The organism is Bacillus sp. Je.9.29.b (assembly GCF_051129925.1).
GTDB lineage: Bacteria > Bacillota > Bacilli > Bacillales > Bacillaceae > Bacillus > Bacillus safensis.
Genome location: NZ_JBCPSO010000003.1, coordinates 390,520 through 411,204, shown reverse-complemented (window position 1 = coordinate 411,204; position 20,685 = coordinate 390,520). Strand labels below are relative to the sequence as shown.

The 20,685-nt window shown below is 40.9% G+C and carries 22 protein-coding genes; 10 read left to right on the top strand and 12 right to left on the bottom strand.

Annotated features, from left to right (window positions below):
• The first annotated feature begins 122 nt into the window (after window positions 1-122).
• Window positions 123-1,331, top strand: a complete 1,209-nt coding sequence (locus tag AAZR19_RS08295) for an ammonium transporter (RefSeq protein ID WP_024426325.1) — start codon at window positions 123-125, stop codon at window positions 1,329-1,331.
• 18 nt (window positions 1,332-1,349) lie between these two features.
• Window positions 1,350-1,697 (top strand): P-II family nitrogen regulator, encoded by a 348-nt coding sequence (locus AAZR19_RS08290; RefSeq protein ID WP_024423704.1) that lies wholly within the window; start codon window positions 1,350-1,352, stop codon window positions 1,695-1,697.
• An 84-nt stretch (window positions 1,698-1,781) separates the two neighbouring features.
• Here AAZR19_RS08290 and AAZR19_RS08285 read toward each other — a convergent pair whose 3' ends face one another.
• Window positions 1,782-2,678, bottom strand: a complete 897-nt coding sequence (locus AAZR19_RS08285) for a peptidoglycan DD-metalloendopeptidase family protein (RefSeq protein ID WP_034281210.1) — start codon at window positions 2,676-2,678, stop codon at window positions 1,782-1,784.
• Window positions 2,679-2,794: 116 nt separating this feature from the next.
• On the opposite strand from AAZR19_RS08285, the gene AAZR19_RS08280 reads away from it, so the two are divergent.
• From AAZR19_RS08280 to rpsN, 5 genes are all read left to right on the top strand, one after another.
• Window positions 2,795-3,304 (top strand): GNAT family N-acetyltransferase, encoded by a 510-nt coding sequence (locus AAZR19_RS08280; protein ID WP_076840234.1) that lies wholly within the window; start codon window positions 2,795-2,797, stop codon window positions 3,302-3,304.
• Window positions 3,305-3,468: 164 nt separating this feature from the next.
• Entirely contained in the window at window positions 3,469-3,891 is a 423-nt protein-coding gene (locus AAZR19_RS08275) for a DUF5362 family protein (protein ID WP_024426331.1), read from the top strand.
• Window positions 3,892-4,035: 144 nt separating this feature from the next.
• A complete protein-coding gene (rpmG, locus tag AAZR19_RS08270; RefSeq protein WP_024423713.1) occupies window positions 4,036-4,185 on the top strand; it encodes a 50S ribosomal protein L33 in 150 nt (49 codons plus the stop codon).
• A gap of 82 nt (window positions 4,186-4,267) precedes the next feature.
• Entirely contained in the window at window positions 4,268-5,464 is a 1,197-nt protein-coding gene (locus AAZR19_RS08265) for a GTP-binding protein (protein ID WP_076840236.1), read from the top strand.
• Window positions 5,465-5,480: 16 nt separating this feature from the next.
• The gene (gene rpsN / locus AAZR19_RS08260; RefSeq protein ID WP_025093900.1) at window positions 5,481-5,750 is read left to right on the top strand and encodes a 30S ribosomal protein S14; all 270 of its coding nucleotides are present in this window, start codon (window positions 5,481-5,483) and stop codon (window positions 5,748-5,750) included.
• A 254-nt stretch (window positions 5,751-6,004) separates the two neighbouring features.
• On the opposite strand, the gene moaA is transcribed toward rpsN, so the two are convergent.
• Both moaA and fdhD read right to left on the bottom strand, forming a co-directional pair.
• Complete coding sequence (gene moaA, locus AAZR19_RS08255; RefSeq protein WP_218676722.1) at window positions 6,005-7,012, bottom strand: GTP 3',8-cyclase MoaA; 1,008 nt, start codon at window positions 7,010-7,012, stop codon at window positions 6,005-6,007.
• A 10-nt stretch (window positions 7,013-7,022) separates the two neighbouring features.
• A complete protein-coding gene (gene fdhD / locus AAZR19_RS08250; protein WP_041108141.1) occupies window positions 7,023-7,811 on the bottom strand; it encodes a formate dehydrogenase accessory sulfurtransferase FdhD in 789 nt (262 codons plus the stop codon).
• 135 nt (window positions 7,812-7,946) lie between these two features.
• On the opposite strand from fdhD, the gene AAZR19_RS08245 reads away from it, so the two are divergent.
• Together AAZR19_RS08245 and AAZR19_RS08240 are read left to right on the top strand one after the other, a co-directional pair.
• On the top strand, window positions 7,947-9,212 hold the full coding sequence (locus AAZR19_RS08245) for an L-lactate MFS transporter (RefSeq protein ID WP_434702826.1): 1,266 nt from the start codon (window positions 7,947-7,949) through the stop codon (window positions 9,210-9,212).
• An 82-nt stretch (window positions 9,213-9,294) separates the two neighbouring features.
• Window positions 9,295-11,643, top strand: coding sequence for an FdhF/YdeP family oxidoreductase (locus tag AAZR19_RS08240; RefSeq protein WP_076840471.1), 2,349 nt, complete (start codon window positions 9,295-9,297; stop codon window positions 11,641-11,643).
• A 50-nt stretch (window positions 11,644-11,693) separates the two neighbouring features.
• Here the strand turns inward: AAZR19_RS08240 and AAZR19_RS08235 are convergent, their stop codons facing one another.
• From AAZR19_RS08235 to AAZR19_RS08210, 6 genes are all read right to left on the bottom strand, one after another.
• The gene (locus AAZR19_RS08235) at window positions 11,694-12,371 is read right to left on the bottom strand and encodes a VWA domain-containing protein (protein ID WP_076840472.1); all 678 of its coding nucleotides are present in this window, start codon (window positions 12,369-12,371) and stop codon (window positions 11,694-11,696) included.
• 83 nt (window positions 12,372-12,454) lie between these two features.
• Entirely contained in the window at window positions 12,455-13,153 is a 699-nt protein-coding gene (locus tag AAZR19_RS08230) for a VWA domain-containing protein (protein ID WP_080769523.1), read from the bottom strand.
• 323 nt (window positions 13,154-13,476) lie between these two features.
• On the bottom strand, window positions 13,477-14,502 hold the full coding sequence (spoIID, locus tag AAZR19_RS08225) for a stage II sporulation protein D (RefSeq protein ID WP_434702823.1): 1,026 nt from the start codon (window positions 14,500-14,502) through the stop codon (window positions 13,477-13,479).
• Between the two features lie 256 nt (window positions 14,503-14,758).
• Window positions 14,759-16,066 carry a UDP-N-acetylglucosamine 1-carboxyvinyltransferase gene (gene murA / locus AAZR19_RS08220; protein ID WP_024423722.1) on the bottom strand — a complete coding sequence of 436 codons (1,308 nt, stop codon included), beginning with the start codon at window positions 16,064-16,066 and terminating at the stop codon, window positions 14,759-14,761.
• 32 nt (window positions 16,067-16,098) lie between these two features.
• On the bottom strand, window positions 16,099-16,833 hold the full coding sequence (locus AAZR19_RS08215; protein ID WP_434702821.1) for a YwmB family TATA-box binding protein: 735 nt from the start codon (window positions 16,831-16,833) through the stop codon (window positions 16,099-16,101).
• A 129-nt stretch (window positions 16,834-16,962) separates the two neighbouring features.
• Window positions 16,963-17,193, bottom strand: coding sequence for a DUF1146 family protein (locus AAZR19_RS08210; RefSeq protein WP_024423724.1), 231 nt, complete (start codon window positions 17,191-17,193; stop codon window positions 16,963-16,965).
• A gap of 137 nt (window positions 17,194-17,330) precedes the next feature.
• Here AAZR19_RS08210 and AAZR19_RS08205 point away from each other — a divergent pair, with 137 nt between their 5' ends.
• Complete coding sequence (locus AAZR19_RS08205) at window positions 17,331-17,837, top strand: hypothetical protein (RefSeq protein ID WP_256928143.1); 507 nt, start codon at window positions 17,331-17,333, stop codon at window positions 17,835-17,837.
• A gap of 41 nt (window positions 17,838-17,878) precedes the next feature.
• Here the strand turns inward: AAZR19_RS08205 and AAZR19_RS08200 are convergent, their stop codons facing one another.
• From AAZR19_RS08200 to AAZR19_RS08190, 3 genes are read right to left on the bottom strand one after another with little or no spacing between them, the layout of a single operon-like run.
• On the bottom strand, window positions 17,879-18,274 hold the full coding sequence (locus AAZR19_RS08200; protein WP_003214592.1) for a F0F1 ATP synthase subunit epsilon: 396 nt from the start codon (window positions 18,272-18,274) through the stop codon (window positions 17,879-17,881).
• A gap of 24 nt (window positions 18,275-18,298) precedes the next feature.
• On the bottom strand, window positions 18,299-19,720 hold the full coding sequence (gene atpD, locus AAZR19_RS08195; RefSeq protein ID WP_008354929.1) for a F0F1 ATP synthase subunit beta: 1,422 nt from the start codon (window positions 19,718-19,720) through the stop codon (window positions 18,299-18,301).
• A gap of 24 nt (window positions 19,721-19,744) precedes the next feature.
• On the bottom strand, window positions 19,745-20,611 hold the full coding sequence (locus AAZR19_RS08190) for a F0F1 ATP synthase subunit gamma (protein WP_024423727.1): 867 nt from the start codon (window positions 20,609-20,611) through the stop codon (window positions 19,745-19,747).
• Window positions 20,612-20,685: the final 74 nt, after the last annotated feature.

Here is a 20,685-nt window from a genome sequence, read left to right as displayed (position 1 = left end):
ATATTGATCTTAACCAAAAAACCATGTCAGATAAACTTACATGTATATGTTATATATGACTTTTCTCTCTATAATGAAGAATTAAGAAAACAATAATTCTGAATGATTCGGGGGAATGCAGCATGCAAATGGGTGATACAGTATTTATGTTCTTCTGCGCACTACTCGTGTGGTTAATGACACCGGGTTTAGCTTTATTCTACGGAGGACTCGTGAGAAGTAAAAACGTGTTAAGCACAACCATGCACAGCTTAACGTCACTAGCGATCGTTTCAATCGTATGGATCGTATTCGGTTATTCCTTAGCGTTTGCACCAGGCAATGCATGGATCGGAGGATTAGACTGGGTGGGCCTGAAAGGCGTAGGCTTTGAGCCTGGTTCCTATAGTGAGACCATTCCACATTCATTGTTCATGATGTTTCAAATGACCTTTGCCGTCTTAACAACAGCTATCATCTCAGGGGCCTTTGCTGAACGGATTCGCTACTCAGCAGTCGTTGTATTTACACTTCTTTGGGTCACATTTGTATATGCTCCAGTCGCACACTGGGTATGGGGCGGCGGTTGGATTGGCGAGATGGGTGCGCTTGACTTCGCAGGCGGAAACGTGGTTCACATCTCATCCGGTGTTGCGGGTCTTGTCGTGGCAATTGTGCTCGGGAAGCGTAAAGAAGCAGCAAGCTCTTCTCCGCATAACTTGATCTACACCCTTCTTGGCGGAGCTGTCATCTGGTTTGGCTGGTTTGGTTTTAACGTGGGTAGTGCTCTTACATTAGACAGCGTGGCCATGTTTGCCTTTATTAACACCAATACAGCTGCTGCTGCAGGAATCATCGGCTGGCTGTTAGTAGAGTGGATGATCAACAAAAAACCGACCATGCTCGGCGCGATCTCTGGAGCCATCGCAGGTCTTGTCGCTATTACACCTGCCGCAGGCTTTGTTACACCGTTTGCTTCTATTATAATAGGAATCATTGGCGGGATCGTCTGTTTCTGGGGAGTCTTTTCACTCAAAGCCAAATTTGGCTACGATGACGCACTAGATGCATTCGGCCTTCACGGAATTGGCGGTACTTGGGGAGGAATTGCAACAGGACTTTTCGCCACAACTTCTGTCAATGACGGTGGAGCCAATGGCTTATTTTACGGAGATCCCAGCTTACTTTGGAAGCAAGTGGTCGCGATTGTTGCCACGTACGCTTTTGTTGCCGTTGTGACATACGTGATCATCAAAGTGGTCAATGTCTTCTTCAAAATTCGTGCAACCGAAGAAGAAGAATCAGTGGGTCTTGATTTAACCATGCACGGTGAAAAAGCTTATCAAGATTAAAGAAAAAGGGGTGTCTCTATGAGCAAAATGTATAAAGTGGAGATTGTCACACGTCCAGCTAATTTTGAAACATTAAAGGTGGAGCTTGGAAAGATTGGTGTCACCTCGATTACCTTTTCAAATGTACACGGCTGCGGCTTACAAAAGGGACATACAGAGCTATACCGCGGCGTCAAAAAAGAAAGCAACGTGTACGAACGATTAAAGATCGAAATCGTCCTAAGCAAAGTACCTGTCGAACAGGTCGTTGAAACAGCTCAAAAGGTACTTCGTACAGGCGAACCAGGGGATGGGAAAATTTTTATATATGAGGTAGCGAATACAATCAACATTCGGACAGGTGAAGAAGGACCTGCCGCCCTATAGTGTATCCTCCGCCACTCGGCGGAGGATCTTTTTAAGCAGAAAAAACCTCTGCATATTCATATACACAGAGGACCTTGTAAGACATTAAGATTGTTTTGTTTCTTCTGACTGACTGCTGTCTTTAGAGGAATCAGAAGACTTTTCTTGATCAGAGGATTTCCCCTTCTCATCAGACTTTTCTTCAGATTTTTCTCCAGCTGGCTCTTTGGCTTTATCTTCAGCAGCAGGTTCTTTCGTTTTTTCCTCAGTCTTTGGCTGAGCAGGTTCTTTTGCTTGTTCCGTCACTTCTTGCGCTGCTTTTTCAATTGTAGAAACAGGCTTGTCAATGAAGCTAAGCGGATTAAGCGCTAAACCTTCCATACGAATTTCAAAATGCACATGGTTGCCGCTTTCAGCACCATATAGATTTTTACCAGAAGCACCAATGACATCATTCTGCTTGACTTCATCGCCTTCTTTGACACTCACTTGTGACAACGATTGATAAACAGTCGATAATCCATCTTCATGTTCAATTTCAACAACGTGACCAAGAACTGGATCTTTTTTCGCTTGAACCACTGTTCCACTAAGAGCAGCTGTGACATCAAACACTTTGCCATCTTTATCTGCAAGATCAATACCTTTGCTCAAGGTATAGGTGTTATTATAGTTTACAAGTGCTGCTTCTTTTTCTTTTTGGTCAGCATCTGCTTCATAGAACTTTTTCACGACAGAAACATTATCAGAATTCTGGACCGGCATTGCGACATTTTCAATTGGCTTTCCAACTTCAACGGCATCATCGCGCTGTTCTTGCCCTGTTTGATTTCCATCAGATAGTTGGTCTTTCACATCTTTTGATACAGCTTGATACCAAAGAACGGCTGTTAACACGACCGCTGCGCTGACCAAGTAAATAGCAGGGAATACCCAGCGCTTACGGAAAAATTGCTGAACTTTTGTGATTTTGGAAGTACGTTTCTTTTCTTCCTCTCTCATTTTTCATCACCTCAGCAACATTCTGAACACTTTTCAAAAAATATATACACACGAAATCATTTTTCTTTTTATTTTGCGCAATCGCATCAATAATATGTATGATAAATGAAAAGAAGATGGGGGACTTAATTGTGAAAACTTTCAACCGTATAGCAACAGAAGATGACCTCAAAGCCATCGTTGATATCTACAATTCAACCATTGCTTCAAGAGAAGTGACCGCTGATACAGAACCAGTTTCTGTCGAGGACCGCCGGCAATGGTTTTTGAATCATTCCAAGAAAAGGCCTCTCTATGTGAAAACAGATGAGGATGGAAATATATACGGCTGGCTCAGCTTTGAAACGTTTTATGGAAGGCCTGCATACAACGGGACCGTTGAAATGAGTATCTATTTAAACCAAGACTATCGAGGAAAAGGCTTAGGATCACTTTTCTTGCAAGAAGCCATTGATTTAGCACCCTCATTAGGCATTCGAACGTTACTTGCCTTTATTTTCGGGCACAACGAAGCCAGCATTCGACTATTTAAAAAGCACGGCTTTGAGACATGGGGCCACCTGCCACGCATCGCAGAAATGGACGGCAGCAGATACGATTTAGATATCCTAGGAAAAGAATTATAAAACGAGCGTCTTCTTGAAAAAGAGACGCTTTTTTTATGACGCAAGTCACAGCTGTAAAAAGTGTAGTAAAGAGAGAAACAATATAATCAATCAACATTCACTCTTCCTAAAGCACAACTTACTCAAGTATGATAAAGAGTGAATACATAAAGGAGTGAACACCATTGCAACAAACTGAGAAAATCATTCAATCTCTTCATTCAATCGTAAAGTGGGGAAAGGTTGGTAGTATCTTTCTCTATATTTCAGGCGGTCTGGCTATTCTTATTGGTTTTTGGCTTGTTCTTCCTGCAGCCCTTGGCGTCTTCCTCATTATGATGGGCATTCATGTACAAAAATCTGTAAAAGCAGCTGAACACTTGATTCAGGCTCCAGATACTTCTTACGAAGAATTATTAGAACAGTACGCTAAGATGATGAAAATGCAAACATTGTTTGCCATTTCAAGTATTGCCGCAGTTATTCTTTCATTCATTGCCATCGTTTTGATACTTATACTAGGCGGGTTAGCCTTCCTCCAAGAAATTCCTTATGATGTCCAGCAGTATGAAGGTGATTACGAACAAGAACTCGGTGACTTTTATTAATGGAGAGGGGTATCAATAGTCATTAGATACCCCTTTTGTTTTTATCATTTGACTTGGATCATTCTCCTATGCTTGACATTCAGTCTTGATCATTTTAAAATACAAATCGTAACTATTACGAATTAAAGGAGGATCCTATTACTTATGCGCGTGAATATTACGTTGGCCTGTACTGAAACAGGTGACAGAAACTACATCACAACAAAAAATAAAAGAACGAATCCTGACCGATTGGAGTTAAAAAAATATTCTCCTCGATTAAAGAAATATACCCTTCATAGAGAAACAAAATAAATTTTTTAGATTACAAATCGTAATGATTACTTTTTAAGCGAGGCGGAAAACAAAATGATCGTTTTCAAAAGGACAAAAACAAATGAATAAGCGTATACCTGTTACAGTATTAAGCGGCTTTTTAGGAGCAGGAAAAACAACGATATTAAATCATGTTCTTCAAAACCGCAAAGGATTAAAAGTGGCTGTGATCGTCAATGACATGAGCGAAATTAATATTGATGCAGAACTAGTCAAACAAGGCGGCGAGCTTTCTCGATCAGATGAGAAACTCGTTGAATTATCTAACGGCTGTATTTGCTGCACTTTGAGAGAAGACTTGTTAATCGAAGTAGAACGCCTTTGTAAAGCGGGTAATATTGATTATATTGTCATTGAATCAACCGGAATTAGTGAACCAATTCCCGTCGCTCAAACGTTTTCTTATATTGATGAAGAAATGGGTATAGATTTGACCCGCTTTTGCCGTCTAGATACGATGGTCACAGTAGTAGATGCAAATCGTTTCTGGACTGATTTCCAGTCAGGAGAGAGTTTATTAGATCGTAAAGAAGCGGTTTCCGATGACGACGAGCGAGAAATTTCCGATTTACTCATTGATCAAATCGAATTTTGTGACGTGCTTATTATCAATAAATGTGATCTAATATCTCCCTCTGAATTAGATCGACTTGAGCATGTGCTGAACAAACTACAACCAGAAGCATCTATCATCAAAACCTCAAAAGGTATAGTACAGCCAGATGACATTTTGAATACTGGTTTATTCGACTTTGAAAAATCAAGTGCTTCTGCTGGGTGGATCAAAGAAATCAACGCAGGACATGGTCAGCATACACCGGAAACAGAGGAATACCAAATTTCATCTTTTGTTTACGAAAGAAGACTCCCTTTTCATACTGGCAGACTGAATGCTTGGTTAGATCAAATGCCTGAGCAGATCGTTCGTGCGAAAGGTTTTACTTGGCTTGCCACACATCATGATTTAACCATTTTAATTTCACAAGCTGGGAAATCTGTTGCGATTGAACCAATTGCATACTGGATTGCTGCTTTGCCTGAACAAGAAAAAGCACGGATATTAAATCAGGAACCAGAGCTTCTAGATGAGTGGGACGCAGAGTTTGGTGATCGCCATACAAAACTTGTGTTTATCGGTGTAGATTTGCCTAAAGCAGAAATTATTCGTACTCTTGATCAATGCTTGCTCACACCTGAGGAATTTGATCAAGATTGGACTACATTTGAGGACCCCTTTCAATGGAAAATACAAAATTAGGCCAGGAGGGTTTTAATTGGCAAAGAAATCTAAGATTGCTAAAGAAAAAAAACGACAGCAGCTTGTATTGAAATATGCAGAATTAAGGAAAGAATTAAAAGAAAAAGGTGACTATGAAGCTTTACGAAAATTACCTAGAGACTCTTCCCCTACCCGCTTAAAAAACCGCTGTGAATTAACGGGCCGTCCCAGAGGTTATTTACGAAAATTCAAAATGTCTAGGATTGCTTTTCGTGAGCTTGCCTATAAGGGTCATATCCCTGGAGTGAAAAAATCGAGCTGGTAAAGAATGATTTGATCTTATCACAGCACTCGTAAAAGTAAAGCCGCACACAATGAGGGAAAATCTATTTTCCAATCTTATCTCAATCTTTTTGAGGTGCAAAATAGCAATTTAAAAACCAGCAGAGATTCTGCTGGTTTTTTATAGTGACTGAGTTCATAAGATAAAAAGACCTGTTTTCAAAAAAGGATTTTCAACCACGATTATGACATTTTCTCTTCTTTTCAAAAATACATGATCATGATACTTTATTGTCATTACCCACCGATGTATGACATCTCAACCTTTTTCTGATCTTTTTTCTGCTCTCTCTCGGCTGAATATTGGTCATGTCTATTCGACCATAATTCCTTTAACCTGTTCGTTAATTCTTCATTATCTTTTGTCGTACGAATCATCTGTTTCAGATCAAAACCCGATGATGCAAACAGACATGTAAATAATTCCCCCCGTGCAGACAGCCTTGCTCTGTTACATGTTCCACAAAAAGCATCTGAAACGGAAGAAATAATGCCTATCTCTCCTGAACCATCTTTGTAAAAAAATCGTTTGGCTACTTCACCTGTATATTGAGGAGGTTCTGGTTTGATAGGGTATGTTGAATCAATTAATTCAATTATTTCTTTCTTTGTCATGACATGTTCTAGATTCCATTTATTCGTATTACCGACATCCATAAATTCAATAAATCTGAGAACGTGTCCTTCTTTTTTGAAGTAAGCTGCCATTGGTAAGACATCCTGATCATTCACACCTTTTTGAACAACCATATTAATCTTGATAGCAAGTCCAGCCTTTTTTGCAGCCTCAATACCATCAAACACTTTTTGGATAGAAATATGCCTTCCGTTCATTTGCTTAAAACGGTCGGGATTTAATGAATCTAAACTAATGGTGACTCTATTAAGACCAGCTCTCTTCAACTGATCAGCATATAAAGGTAAAAGCGTTCCATTGGTTGTCATCGCAATGTCTTCAATCCCTGGAATTTTTGCGAGCTTTTCTATTAAGACAGGCAGATCCTTTCGCATTAAAGGTTCTCCGCCCGTGATGCGTATTTTTACCACACCTAGGTTCTTTACAAAAAGGGTAGCAAGTCGTTCAATCTCTTCGAAACTAAGCAGTTCTTCTTTTTTCAAGAAAGGATAATCCGGTCCAAAAATTTCAGCAGGCATACAGTACGTACATCTAAAGTTACAGCGATCAGTTACTGATATTCTTAAATCGCGCAATGGTCGATGTCTTTTATCTAAAATACTGACCATACTTTGCCTCCTATTCTGTAATACGCTGAGGATGAGTGTAAATGTTAAAGGATTTTCCTCTGACGAATCCAACTGTTGTAATATTTAGTTCTTCTGCCATTTTAAGCGCTAGCTCAGTAGGTGCTGATTTTGAAATGACGATAGACACTCCTAGTTTTGCTGCCTTCAATAGAACTTCTGACGATATCCGGCCGCTAAAAACAAGGATTTTATCTCTAAGTGGAATTCGCTGAAGTAAACAATATCCATAAATTTTATCTAAAGCATTATGTCTTCCTATATCAGTTCTAGTGATGAATAGCTTCTCTGTGTCACACAATCCAGCATTATGCACTCCACCAGTATGTTGAAATAATTGGCTTTCTTCTTGCAAACTCTTCATGAGATGCATACAGGTTTCAGCAGAAATACTGATTCGATCAATGGCTGTTTTTGCCGTCTTCACATCTTGAAGGAAATAAAAGTGTCTTCCTTTTCCGCAGCATGAACCAATCACTCGTTTTGTAAAATCTGATGAATCAAATCCACTTGAGTGAACTAAATCAACATAGGCAAAACCCATACTTTCATCTATTGTAAACCTTTTAATCTCATTTTCAAATCGAATGACCCCTTCTGAAGCCAAAAAGCCGATAACCAATTCTTTCAAGTGCTCTGGTGAACAAACAAGGGTCACAAATTCTTCTCCATTCACCATCACAGTTAAAGGATATTCTTCTACAATTTCATCAGTTTTGCAGGTAAACTGACCTTCACGGTATTGGTGTATGACTCGTTTCTTTTTAACAGAAGGATTCATTGTATGATCTTCCTTTCAATGCAAATTTAGTTATATGATCCAATCAAATTGTGATATTATTTTAAAAAGTCATAAAAATGTAACATATTTCTATCTTATCAAACTTCTTGATTGCTTTATATGGGGGGGAACAAAATGAACAAATCGAAAAATCGCTGGCTCATTGCAGCAAGTGCTGTAGGAATTCATTTATCTATTGGGTCTGTTTATGCTTGGAGTGTTTTTACGAATCCTTTACATGAAGCCTTTCAGTGGTCATTAACAGAAATAAGTCTCACCTTCAGTATTGCTATTTTATTTTTAGGTTTATCTGCTGCTTTTATGGGACATTTCGTTGAAAGGTATGGTCCAAGGGCATCGGGGCTCTTCTCAGCTATTTTCTTCGGCATCGGAATGACTGGGTCAGGATTCGCTGTCCACATGTCCTCACTGCCTCTCCTCTATTTATTTTATGGTGTACTCGCTGGAATTGGTTTAGGGGTAGGCTACATTGCACCTGTATCAACTCTAGTCAAATGGTTTCCGGATCGAAGAGGTCTTGCAACCGGATTAGCCATTATGGGGTTTGGGTTTGCTTCTCTTATTTGCAGCCCAATTATTCAATATCTCATTGAAAAAGTGAATATCGCAAATACTTTTTATATTCTTGGAATCTCCTATCTTATCATCATGGTGATCTCATCTCTTTATTTATCACCACCAACACCTGATGACGTCAAACAATTTGACGTATTTAAAACAAAGAAAAGAAAAATCCCTCAAGATTTATCACAGCTTACAGCAAATGAAGCGATCAAAACAAGACGTTTTTATTATTTGTGGCTTATGCTTTTTATTAATATCACATGCGGAATTGCTATTATTTCAGTAGCGTCACCTCTTGCTCAAGAAAGTGTTGGGTTCACTGCAGGTGCTGCAGCTACTCTTGTGGGCATTTTAGGTGCTTTTAATGGTTTAGGACGCATTGGCTGGGCATCGTTCTCAGATTATATAGGAAGACCGAATACGTATACGATTTTTTTCAGTATCCAGCTCATTGCTTTTCCTTTACTCCCCTATTTAAAAGAACCGCTCATCTTTTCAATCGTGATGGCGATCATTTATACGTGCTATGGAGGAGGATTTGCTTCAATTCCAGCCTATATTGGGGATTTGTTTGGTACAAAGCAGCTTGGTGCCATACATGGTTATATTTTGACTGCTTGGGCCGCTGCGGGATTAGCAGGACCACTATTTTCATCCTTCATCCGAGATATAACAGGTAATTACACACAAAGCCTTATGGTGTTCTCTGGCTTATTTTTCATTGCTTTTATCATATCACTTCTCATTCGAAAGGATATTCAGCAGCTAAGAGAAAAAAACCTATCTGCTGCTTCCTCTGTCTCAGCCCGATCTTAATTTGAATTTGACAGAATCACAATCTAAAGGTAATTTTTAGATATGAAAACGCTTTACAAAGTAATAGGAGGGTGATGATCTCATGGGGAAAACAAAACATAAGGGGCCTGTTAAACTCAATAAAAAACCCTCACCAAAGCTATGGGCCTCTTTTGTACCAATGGGGCTTGGCAAAGTGAAACCGAAACACATTCGAGATACGATGAAAGTGGCATGGGAGAACAAAGATAACCTTCCCTACGCGTACCGTATTTTAACGCAGGGTGTTTGTGACGGCTGTGCCCTTGGCGTCTCAGGATTGTATGATCAAACGCTCGCAGGACCTCATATATGCACCACAAGACTAAATGTGCTTCGTCTTAACACAATGCCAGCTATTGATCCAAAATGGTTTGAAGATATTCATCAGCTAAAGCAAATGGACAGCACCTCTCTTCGCAAGCTTGGGCGGATTCCTTATCCATTGATCCGAAAAAAAGGTGACAATGCCTTTACACGTATTTCTTGGGATGATGCACTAGATCAAATCGCAGCTAAAATCCAATCAATTGATAAACGGCAGCTTGCTTTCTATTTAACCGCCAGAGGAATTACAAATGAAGTTTATTATACGGCTGCAAAGGCTGCTCGATTTATAGGGACGAATCATATTGATAATGCTTCTCGCATTTGCCATTCACCAAGTAAAACCGCTCTTAAACGGTCCCTTGGCATCGGTGCTTCCAGCTGTAATTACAGTGATTGGATTGGAACGGATGTATTAATTTTTTGGGGATCTGTCGCAGCAAACAATCAGCCTGTTTCCACTAAATATATGTACGCTGCTAAAAAGAAGGGAACAAAAATTATCGTCATCAATCCGTATAAAGAGCCTGCTATGAAAAAGTATTGGGTTCCTTCTATTCCAGAGAGTGCTTTATTCGGTACAAAAATTGCAGATGATTTTTACCAAGTCAATATAGGCGGAGATATTGCGTTTATGAACGGCGTCATCAAGCATTGGTTTGACATGGAGCAGCATGCTCCCCATTCGGCTCTTGATCACGAATTTATTCAAAAACATACAACAGGCATACAGGATTTAAAGCAGCATGTCGCACAATTGAAGTGGGAGGACCTAGAAGCATCATCAGGTTTATCAAAAGAAAGAATGAAGGAATTTGCGACACTGCTTGCCAATGCTAATTCAGGCGTTTTTATTTGGAGTATGGGCCTTACTCAGCACCGCTTTGCAACTGATAATATATCACAGGTTGCCAACCTTGCCATGCTGCGCGGATTTATCGGCAGAAAACATTGTGGTGTCATGCCAATTCGGGGTCATAGCGGCGTCCAAGGTTCTGGTGAAATGGGTGCTGATCCATTCGTTTTGCCGGGTAGTGATTTTGATGAAGAGAATATTGAAAGAATCGAACGCATATGGGGGTTTGACATTCCTAAATGGCATGGTGACACCATTGGGCAATCCTTTGAGAAGATGGCTCTCCCAAAAGACCATCCACAAAAACTCAAAATGCTGTTTACGAGTGGCGGAAACTTTTTAGAAACGATGCCAAATCCGGAAGCGATCGAAAAAGCATTATCTGAACTTGAACTCCGTGTTCACCAAGATATCATTTTAAATACCTCTACGCTGGTAGACGCTGAAGAGGCGGTGATTGTGCTGCCTGCTATGACAAGGTATGAACAACCAGGCGGCGGCACATCAACCAGTACGGAACGCATGGTATATTTCAGTCCAGAAATTGAAGGACCTCGTATTGAGGAAGCCAGAGCGGAATGGGACATTTATGTTGATCTTGCGAAAAGAGTCCGGCCAGAAGATGCCGAGCTGATACATTTTGAAACAGCTGAAGACATTCGTCGTGAGATTGCGGTCGCCAACCGAAACTATGATGGCATCCAGCATTTACGTCACAAGGGAGACGTTTTTCAATGGGGAGGAGCATGGCTTTGTGAAGATGGCGTGTGTCCAACACCAGACGGCAAGGGACATCTTCTTCCTGCCCAGCTGCCTCAATATCGAAAAACCGAAGGACATTTCAATATCACGACAAGAAGAGGAAAGCAATTCAACTCGATGATCTACAGTGAAAAGGATGCCTTTAATGGTGGAAAACGTCATTCTATCCTAATGAATGAAGAAGATGCAAAAGAGCTTTACGTCCAAGAAGGTGATCCAGTTGTTCTCTTTAATCAATATGGATCCTATCAAGGAGTGGCCCAATTCGGAGAGTTGAGACGCGGCAATATCGCAGTTTATTGGCCGGAAGGGAACGTTTTAATTCCTAAAGGTGTGTATGAGAGCTACTCACAGATTCCCGAGTATAATACGGCTGCCATATTAGAAAAAGCCGAAACCTTCCATGCAAGAAAGGACCAGCATTACGTGGAGAAACGAATTGATGAATTAGAAACGACTTTGAATTAATCGTCAACTTAAAAACAGCTGGGGCTGTTTCCCCAGCTGCTATTCACTCTCTACCGACCAAAAGCGCTCGCTTCCTGTTGAAGAATACGGTTCAATTCTTCGGCATTTGCAGCCGGTTGATATTGTCCTCCACCCGCTTTTGCAACAGATTTAAGACTTTTTGCTTCCTTTTCATTCACATCGAAGCCAATGATATTGACGATTGTATCAATTCCGTCTTCATGTAATTCCTTTGCTGCTTGTGAAGGGCTTCCACCACAAGTTTCTTCACCATCACTGACAACATACACAATATTTTTCCCTTCAGCCTGGTGATCTTCAAAATCTTGTTTTGTATCTGTTAATGCTTTTGCAAGCGGTGTCCAGCCAGTTGGCTTATACACATTCAGTGCTTGCTGAAATGTTGATGGCTCATATGATCCAAATCCGTAAACGGCTTCAGAACTTGAACAAGAAACAGCTTTCCCTGCATTCTTATTGGTTCCTTCATGACCAAACACACGAAGCAGAACTTGTGTATCTTCTGATAAAATGCTCGCGAAGCTTTGAATAGACCTTTTGGCGATATCGATTTTCTTTTCACCTTCAACTGATTGTGCCATGCTCCCGCTTAAATCGAGTAATATCACCACATGCGCAGGCGGCTCCTGTTTTGTTGCAGCATGAGCTGGTGAAGAAAGAAGCAGGACAAGACTAGCCAAAATGGTTAATACGATGTTTTTTTTCATCAATAAAAACCTCCCTTTTTTACTTTTGTACAGAAAAAGAGAAACGAAAGCATGAATCAATCGTTTCCCTTTTGTTCAGCAAGTTATTCATGTAGTTTTAATGATTCTGCTGAAAAGATAGAACCCATTTCTTTACCAGTGCTTGCTTGGTAGTAATGGCCTTTACCAGCTTTGGCTACTTGCTTCAATTGACCTTCATAGCCATCGTTAAAGTCTAATCCGATCACATTTACAACAGTTGATCCTTTTGAGTTATGCAATTCTTTTGCTACTTTTACTGGATCTCCGCCACAAGTTTCCTCACCATCAGTGATTAAGTACACAATATGCTTTGTTCCTGCAGTAAGCTGCTCATCCGCTTGCTTTGCATTTTCAAGTGCACGTGCAATCGGTGTCCAGCCAGTTGGCCCAAGTCCGTTTAAAGAGTTTTCGAAGCTGTCCTTTTCATAAGGCTGTACGCCGTAAACACCTCTAATGACTTCACATGATTGAGCTTTACCTGAATTTTTGTTGTTTCCTTCAGAACCAAACAAGCTCATACGAATTTTAGCGTCTTTTGGAAGTGACTGAGCAAATTTAAATACCTCTTGTTTAGCGAGATCAAATTTGCGCTCTCCCTCTACTTTTCTTGCCATGCTTCCGCTTGCATCAAGTAAGATTGTCACTCTTACATCTTTGTTATGTTTTTTGACTGTAGATGCTTCTGCAAATACTGGTGAAGAGATTGACATAGATAATGTCAATACAGTTAAGGTTACGAGTGTGATTACTTTTTTCAACATACTTTTCCTTCCTCCTTATGTATTTGATTGAAACATCTTAATCGTAAATTATTCTGTCTTGGAATGGTATAGGACTCGGTCCCTTTTTCTTTTTCATCAAAATCACTAAAATTCTGTCAGATGTCTAGATATTTTCACCTAACACACCCATTATTCTCTCGTTTTCTCTGTCTTTCGAGGGACTTTGTATCGGCCATCGGTTCTTGTCAGGACATAAATGTTTTAGATTTCCTGATCTGCGTCTTAAGTCGCGATTTGACACATTCTGTTCAAATCTCTTTGAACACACAAAAAAAATGCCTCATTTCTGAGGCACCTTTGCTTTATTTTTTAGCCATATACGTGTTGAGAAAACGATCGGCTGATTCGATTTGAATTCCTTTATAATAATGCTTCACGATGGCATCTACTTTTTTGCCTGCCTGCGCCATATAATGCGCACCATATTGACTCATGCCTACACCATGACCATATCCTTTTGTTGTAATGACAATCTGCTGGCCCTGGCGTTCCCATGTGAAGTCCGCTGAATGAAGGCCTAGTGATTCTCGAATGTCTCGGCCTGACATTGTTTTACCGTTGATCACGGCTTTCGCTACCTGGTTTCCTGGTGTCCGTTCTACAATCTGTCCGACCTGAGCCTGCTGAGTGAGCGTCACACCTAATTTTTGCTGAAATTCACTGACCGAGATGGTTTTCTTATTTTGAAATTTTGGCGATTTTTCGTCCCATTTACTTGAGACACTTTTCAAATAAGGGATTTCGTTTTTCCAATAGGCTTCGGCATTTTCCGTTTTTCCGTTACTTGTTGAAAAGAATGAAGCATCAATTGGTTTCTCGTCATAAGTCAGCACTTTTCCTTGTGTGCTGGCGACAGCTTCCGTGACCTTTTTTAATTTCCAATTGTACGCTTTCCCCCAAATTTTCTTGAGTTCCTGTTTGTTTTTGTAAACTTGGAACATTTGGGTATCATCTACAAGAGAGCCCTTAGGTGATTTGACAGTCTTATCACTGATCATTTGCCTGACGATATACGTTCTTGCTGCGAGCGCCTGTGCCTTGAGTGCTTCCATTTCAAAATCAGTTGGCATTTCAGATGCTACGACACCGATCACATACTCTTCTAAGGGGATGTTTTCTACCTGCTGATGAGCTGAGCGATAGACGGGGATAGCGACGGGTGATTGCTTCAATTTGACTGAACCCTTCACTTCTTTTTTAACTGATGGTTCTGCTGCTACGTGCTGGCTGGCCGCCGGTTTCCCTTGGAACGTCGGCAACACAAGTAATGTTGGAATCATTAAAATGATGATGCATATTCCTGCGATTGTCCATATCATTGGTTTCATATTTGGCTGCCCCCATTTGTCATTGAATCTCTTTTATCCTATGGGCAGGGACAAGCTAATATGACAGCTTCTTTCATTTAGTGGACAAGTCTTTTATGGAGGTATGAGGCTCTTCTTCGAATGGATTTTACTGTTCGTCTGTATGAATAAAATTTAAGATGACTGGATACACTAATGATAAGCTTCGTGAAATGAAGCATTCTATGATTCTAAAAAAAATCAGCATGCCCAAAGGACACACTGATTTCTTTCATGATTAAGCGTTCAGATCTGATACAACTTGTTCTTGTGTCACATCTGCTGATTCATCGTTTACTCTTTCAATATCTGCACCGATTGCTGCAAGCTTTTGGTGGAAGTTCACATAACCACGGTCAATATGCTTCAACTCAGTGACACGTGTATGACCTTCTGCCACTAATCCAGCAAGTACAAGTGCTGCTCCTGCTCTTAAATCAGTCGCTGCCACTTCAGCACCTTGAAGTTGAACCGGCCCATTGATAATGACAGAGCGACCCTCAATTTTAATATCGCCATTCATGCGGCGGAATTCTTCAGCATGCATAAAGCGGTTTTCAAACACCGTTTCTGTGATCATGCTTGTTCCGTTCGCACGAAGCAATAGCGCCATCATCTGAGATTGCATATCCGTTGGGAACCCAGGATGCGGCATTGTTTTTAGATCGATTGGCTTGAGCTCAGATGGTCCAATGACTCTTAAACCTTCTTCTTCTTCAATGATCTGAATACCCATTTCTTCCATTTTTGCAACAAGTGATGTCATGTGCTCTGGCACTGCGCCTTTTACAAGAACATTTCCTTCTGTAATGGCTGCTGCCACCATGAAAGTACCTGCTTCAATTCTGTCAGGGATGATGTTGTGTTTTGCACCGTGAAGTGTTTCCACACCTTCGATTTTGATTGTACCAGTACCAGCACCGCGAACCTTACCGCCCATGGCATTGATGTAGTTTGCTAAATCAACAATTTCAGGTTCTTTTGCTACGTTTTCTAAGATCGTTGTTCCTTCAGCTAATGCTGCTGCCATGATGATGTTTTCAGTTGCCCCTACACTTGGGAAATCCAAATAGATTTTTGCACCTTTTAAACGGCCTTTTACTTCAGCCTCGATGAAACCATTACCTACTTGAATTTTAGCTCCCATTGCTTCAAAGCCTTTTAAATGCTGATCAATTGGTCTTGAACCAATCGCACAGCCTCCAGGTAATGCAACTCTTGCATGACCTGTTCTTGCTAAAAGTGGTCCCATGACAAGCACGGATGCTCGCATTTTACGGACATACTCAAACGGAGCCTCAGTTTCTAGTGCATGAGATGCATCAACTGATACTTCGTTATTTTCAAAATGTACTTCTGCTCCTAAATGACGTAACACTTCATTGATTGTATATACATCGGAGAGCGTAGGTACATCACAAATTACGCTTTTTTCTGTACTTGCTAACAAAGATGCAGCGATAACTGGTAAAACGGCATTTTTTGCGCCTTCTACTTTAACTGTGCCGTTTAACTTTTGACCGCCGCGGACGATGATTTTTTCCAAGGTCTTCCCCTCCGCGTCCCAATTTCTCTATATTAATATTCAGTCGTTACGATTGGTGTGCCAACCGTAATCGTATGATTTTCGTTCATTTCCGAACTTCTGATGGCAATTTGAACATTCATTTTATCATTTGAAGTCATAATGAACTGTTCCCACTTATCTGTGTAAGCGGAAAGCGACACAAAATTAGACTCAACGAGATACTCAACTGGTTTTGCTTGAAATTCATTTGCTAACGTTTCAGCTTTTTTTTGCAAAACAACATCCATCATACCATTTACATGACCATCGAGACAAGTAAAAATTACAATTTTCTCTTGTAATATGCTTTTTGCATGACGTACGAACTGATCATATGTATGCTCCCAGGTATTCAGTGGGCGAGCACCTTTTTGCTCATATAATAAATACGACTTTTGATTGGATTTTGTGTCGGTCTTCACGAGTAAAATTTTCGATTCTGTATCATTTTTTTCATCTTTGTAAATTCCTGTGACTTTGGTGACATGTTGCTCTTTTTTTTCGGTCCACTCATACTGTCGTAGTTCGTCTTTCAAACGTTTCACTTTTTTTGAAAATTGTTCGGATGAAATAACTACATTTGTCTTGGCATGGAGGGTCCACCCATCGACTTCAATTTGCTGGTTTTTCAGACCTTCTGCTATTTGAGCGAGCGGGGAAGATTCTTCCGCACGAACACCTTGAATCATCAGAACAAAAAAAAGAATAAACGCAAATAATGGCCAACCTTTCAAATACTTTCTCACTTGTCATTCCCCCTTGCTACAAGTGTTGCCGCAAGGAGGTCAATGCATACGTGGAAAAGTCAACAAAAGGACAACCTTTTGACCCTTCCTTTTACGTTCCCGCAGAAGGTCATGACCAAACCTTTTATGTTAGAACATATAAGGAATTTGTCTGGAGAAATTTAAGTAATCAAGGAAGAAATTGCTGACCGCAGATGCGATAGCAATGGTAATGAGCATCATCAGCAGCCTTGCTTGAACGATTTTCCCTTTTTTAATGAGTGGATCAATATTTACAGCAAGCAGTGCCCACCATGTAACCGCGATAAAAAATAGGTGGATCACAATGCCCACGATTGCTTGTTGTCCTACGTCTTCCATACAATTGAATCCTCCTTTTATTTATTTCTGTAAAGGAAAACTCCCTTTCATTATATCCTCGAAAATCGGAAAGATGAATCATTTGGAAAAAAGAGCTACATTTAGTGTGAATCCCCTCTTATCCTGATGCCAAGGAGATGATATACTGCGTGTGGAAGGAGCTGAACACATTGAAAGATTCTTTTCCTGACTTTGTTGATTTGTACGGAGAATTGGTTCCCTCATTTGATTATGAATGGGAGGCCATTGCTTTCTACTTTGATTATAGACAGACACAGCTAGAAGAATTAGCACAATTGTGTCATTTTCATAACATTTCTTTGGATTACTCTGAGGAAAGCCTGTATCAGTTAGAATCACTATACTTTGAGGCATTAACCAAGCAGCTGTTCGCTGAGTGGAAAATGCCAATAGATACATTAGAAGCGATGATGAGTGTGTATTTAGGAGAGGTTGTCATCCGTCATCATTCAGATGCTGACTGGGTGGTGCGGCCTTATATGGATTCTCCGCATCAATATACGCTTGGTTTGCGCCGTCACAATAAAACGTGGCATAGTATGCAGTTTTGCGAGCACTTATATCTTGAAAAACAGGATTCGCACCCTTATGTGTCCATGTATCAATCTCTCATGTCATTCTAAAAAAAACCTTCTTATCATTGTGATAAGAAGGTTTTTCTGTTTTATTTCCCTGCTACATTTAAACGGTTTAACGCCCGTTTTAATGCGAGTTCCGCCCGGCGTACATCACTTTCATTCGGGTGGTTCAAATGCTCTTCAGCACGCTGCTTCGCTGATTTAGCACGATCGACATCAACTTTATCTGATGTTTCAGCGGCCTGAGCCAGAATGGTTACTTGTTCAGGGCGGACTTCAACAAATCCGCCACTTACTGCAACCAATTCAGTTGATCCACTATGTTTTAAGCGAACTGCACCGATTTTTAGCGGAGCAACCATTGGAACGTGGCCAGCTAAAATACCAAGCTCACCGCTTTCTGCTCTTACACTGACCATTTCCACATCCGCTTGATACACTGGGCCGTCGGGAGTAACGATATTGACTTGAACGGTCTTCATGCTTTTACCCTCCTAAGGACCAGATTAGGCCTCTACACCCATCTCTTTGGCTTTTTCAACCACTTCTTCAATGCGTCCAACTAAGCGGAATGCATCTTCTGGAAGGTGATCGTATTTACCAGATAAGATTTCCTTGAAGCCTTTAACAGTTTCTTTCAATGGCACATAAGAACCCTTTTGGCCAGTGAACTGCTCTGCTACGTGGAAGTTTTGAGATAGGAAGAATTGAACACGACGCGCTCTGTGTACCACAAGCTTATCGTCCTCAGATAATTCATCCATACCTAAAATGGCAATAATATCTTGCAGCTCTTTATAACGCTGCAATGTTTGCTGCACTTCACGCGCAATCGCATAATGCTCTTCGCCAACGATCTCAGGTGCAAGTGCACGAGATGTTGAAGCAAGAGGATCAACCGCTGGGTAAATACCCATTTCAGTCAGCTTACGCTCAAGGTTTGTCGTTGCATCAAGGTGAGCGAACGTAGTTGCTGGAGCTGGATCTGTATAGTCATCCGCAGGTACATAGATCGCTTGAATCGATGTAACCGATCCTACGTTTGTAGACGTGATACGCTCTTGCAGCTGACCCATTTCTGTTGCAAGTGTCGGCTGATAACCTACCGCTGAAGGCATACGTCCAAGAAGGGCTGATACTTCAGAACCTGCTTGTGTAAAGCGATAGATATTATCGATGAAGAACAATACGTCTTGACCTTGTTCATCACGGAAATGCTCTGCCATTGTCAAACCAGTTAGGGCAACACGCATACGTGCACCTGGTGGCTCGTTCATTTGACCGAAGACCATGGCTGTTTTCTCGATAACGCCAGAATCTTTCATTTCGTAGTAAAGGTCGTTTCCTTCACGTGTACGCTCTCCAACACCAGCGAATACAGAAATACCGCCGTGTTCTTGTGCGATGTTGTTGATCAATTCTTGAATCAGAACGGTTTTACCTACACCAGCTCCACCGAATAGACCGATCTTTCCACCTTTGATGTAAGGAGCAAGCAGGTCAACAACTTTGATACCTGTTTCAAGAATTTCAACTTCTGTAGAAAGTTGATCAAAAGAAGGCGCTTGTCTGTGGATTGGATCTCTTTGAGCTTCCACACCAAGGGGCTCATCTAAGTCAATGTTATCTCCCAGTACGTTGAATACACGTCCAAGTGTTACGTTACCAACTGGTACTGAAATTGGTTTTCCAAGGTCTACAGCTTCCATACCGCGCTTCACACCGTCTGTTGATGCCATTGCGATGGTTCTCACTGTATCGTCACCTAAATGTAGTGCTACTTCTAAAGTTAAGTCGATATCAACTTCACTTTCGCTTTCCGCTTTATGCGAAACTTTGATCGCATTATAAATCTCAGGCAAGTGACCGTCTTCAAAACGAACGTCTACGACTGGTCCCATGATCTGACTGATGCGTCCTGTTTTCATTGCATTCCCTCCTGACAATTATTTCTATTCTAAGGCAGCTGCTCCGCCGACAATTTCTGTAATCTCTTGTGTAATCGCTGCTTGACGAGCACGGTTGTAAGAGAGTGTCAGGCTGTCGATCAATTCTTTTGCGTTGTCTGTTGCACTCTTCATTGCTGTCATTCTTGCAGCATGTTCACTTGCTTTGCTGTCAAGAAGCGCACCGAAAATCAAACTCTCTGCATATTGAGGAAGGAGAACTTCAAGAATTTCTTCTTCAGAAGGCTCAAACTCATAAGATGCGGAACGTTTATTTGGTGTCGCTGCGGCCGAAAGGTCCGTTAGCGGCAATAATTTCTTCTCTGTTACTTCTTGTGAAATCGCACTGACAAAGTGGTTGTAGAACATGTAAAGTTCGTCAAACGCTTCATCAGAGAACATTTGAACTGTACTGCTTGCTAATTCTTTAATATCAGCAAACGCTACTTCGTCTCCAAGCCCTGTTACTTCAGAAATAACTGGAATACCACGCTTTTTGAAGAAGTCGCGTCCGATTTTACCAATGACAATCACCGCATATTCATCAGCGGATTGATGACGAGATTGAATGGTTTGGTAAGCGGCACGCAAAATCGAGCTGTTAAAAGGTCCTGCAAGCCCTCGATCAGATGTAATGACGAGATACCCTGTTTTCTTGACAGGTCTTGAAAGAAGCATTGGGTGCTTAGCACTTGTTCCAGTTGCGATTGCAGCAACCACTTCCTGGATTTTCTCCATGTAAGGAACAAAAGACTTCGCATTGTTTTCAGCACGATTCAGTTTCGCAGCTGATACCATTTGCATCGCTTTTGTGATCTGACTCGATTTTTTCGTTGACGTGATCCTTGACTTTATATCGCGTAATGAGGCCAAAGATTTCACCACCTTTTTTCAGGAATCCGTGTTCATTTACGTGAAAAGAGAGAAAAAGAGAATCTTTTTCTCTC

Bases quoted from the DNA above. Each gene is read 5' to 3' on its own strand.
- AAZR19_RS08280 (WP_076840234.1), top strand. From the start codon at position 2,795: ATGGGGGACTTAATTGTGAAAACTTTCAACCGTATAGCAACAGAAGAT.
- AAZR19_RS08245 (WP_434702826.1), top strand. From the start codon at position 7,947: ATGAACAAATCGAAAAATCGCTGGCTCATTGCAGCAAGTGCTGTAGGA.
- AAZR19_RS08265 (WP_076840236.1), top strand. From the start codon at position 4,268: ATGAATAAGCGTATACCTGTTACAGTATTAAGCGGCTTTTTAGGAGCA.
- AAZR19_RS08240 (WP_076840471.1), top strand. From the start codon at position 9,295: ATGGGGAAAACAAAACATAAGGGGCCTGTTAAACTCAATAAAAAACCC.
- AAZR19_RS08285 (WP_034281210.1), bottom strand. From the start codon at position 2,678: ATGAGAGAGGAAGAAAAGAAACGTACTTCCAAAATCACAAAAGTTCAG.
- AAZR19_RS08200 (WP_003214592.1), bottom strand. From the start codon at position 18,274: ATGAAGACCGTTCAAGTCAATATCGTTACTCCCGACGGCCCAGTGTAT.
- AAZR19_RS08230 (WP_080769523.1), bottom strand. From the start codon at position 13,153: ATGTTGAAAAAAGTAATCACACTCGTAACCTTAACTGTATTGACATTA.
- AAZR19_RS08205 (WP_256928143.1), top strand. From the start codon at position 17,331: ATGATATACTGCGTGTGGAAGGAGCTGAACACATTGAAAGATTCTTTT.
- AAZR19_RS08210 (WP_024423724.1), bottom strand. From the start codon at position 17,193: ATGGAAGACGTAGGACAACAAGCAATCGTGGGCATTGTGATCCACCTA.
- AAZR19_RS08290 (WP_024423704.1), top strand. From the start codon at position 1,350: ATGAGCAAAATGTATAAAGTGGAGATTGTCACACGTCCAGCTAATTTT.
- AAZR19_RS08235 (WP_076840472.1), bottom strand. From the start codon at position 12,371: ATGAAAAAAAACATCGTATTAACCATTTTGGCTAGTCTTGTCCTGCTT.
- moaA (WP_218676722.1), bottom strand. From the start codon at position 7,012: ATGGTCAGTATTTTAGATAAAAGACATCGACCATTGCGCGATTTAAGA.
- atpD (WP_008354929.1), bottom strand. From the start codon at position 19,720: ATGAAAACAGGACGCATCAGTCAGATCATGGGACCAGTCGTAGACGTT.
- fdhD (WP_041108141.1), bottom strand. From the start codon at position 7,811: ATGAATCCTTCTGTTAAAAAGAAACGAGTCATACACCAATACCGTGAA.
- AAZR19_RS08295 (WP_024426325.1), top strand. From the start codon at position 123: ATGCAAATGGGTGATACAGTATTTATGTTCTTCTGCGCACTACTCGTG.
- rpmG (WP_024423713.1), top strand. From the start codon at position 4,036: ATGCGCGTGAATATTACGTTGGCCTGTACTGAAACAGGTGACAGAAAC.
- spoIID (WP_434702823.1), bottom strand. From the start codon at position 14,502: ATGAAACCAATGATATGGACAATCGCAGGAATATGCATCATCATTTTA.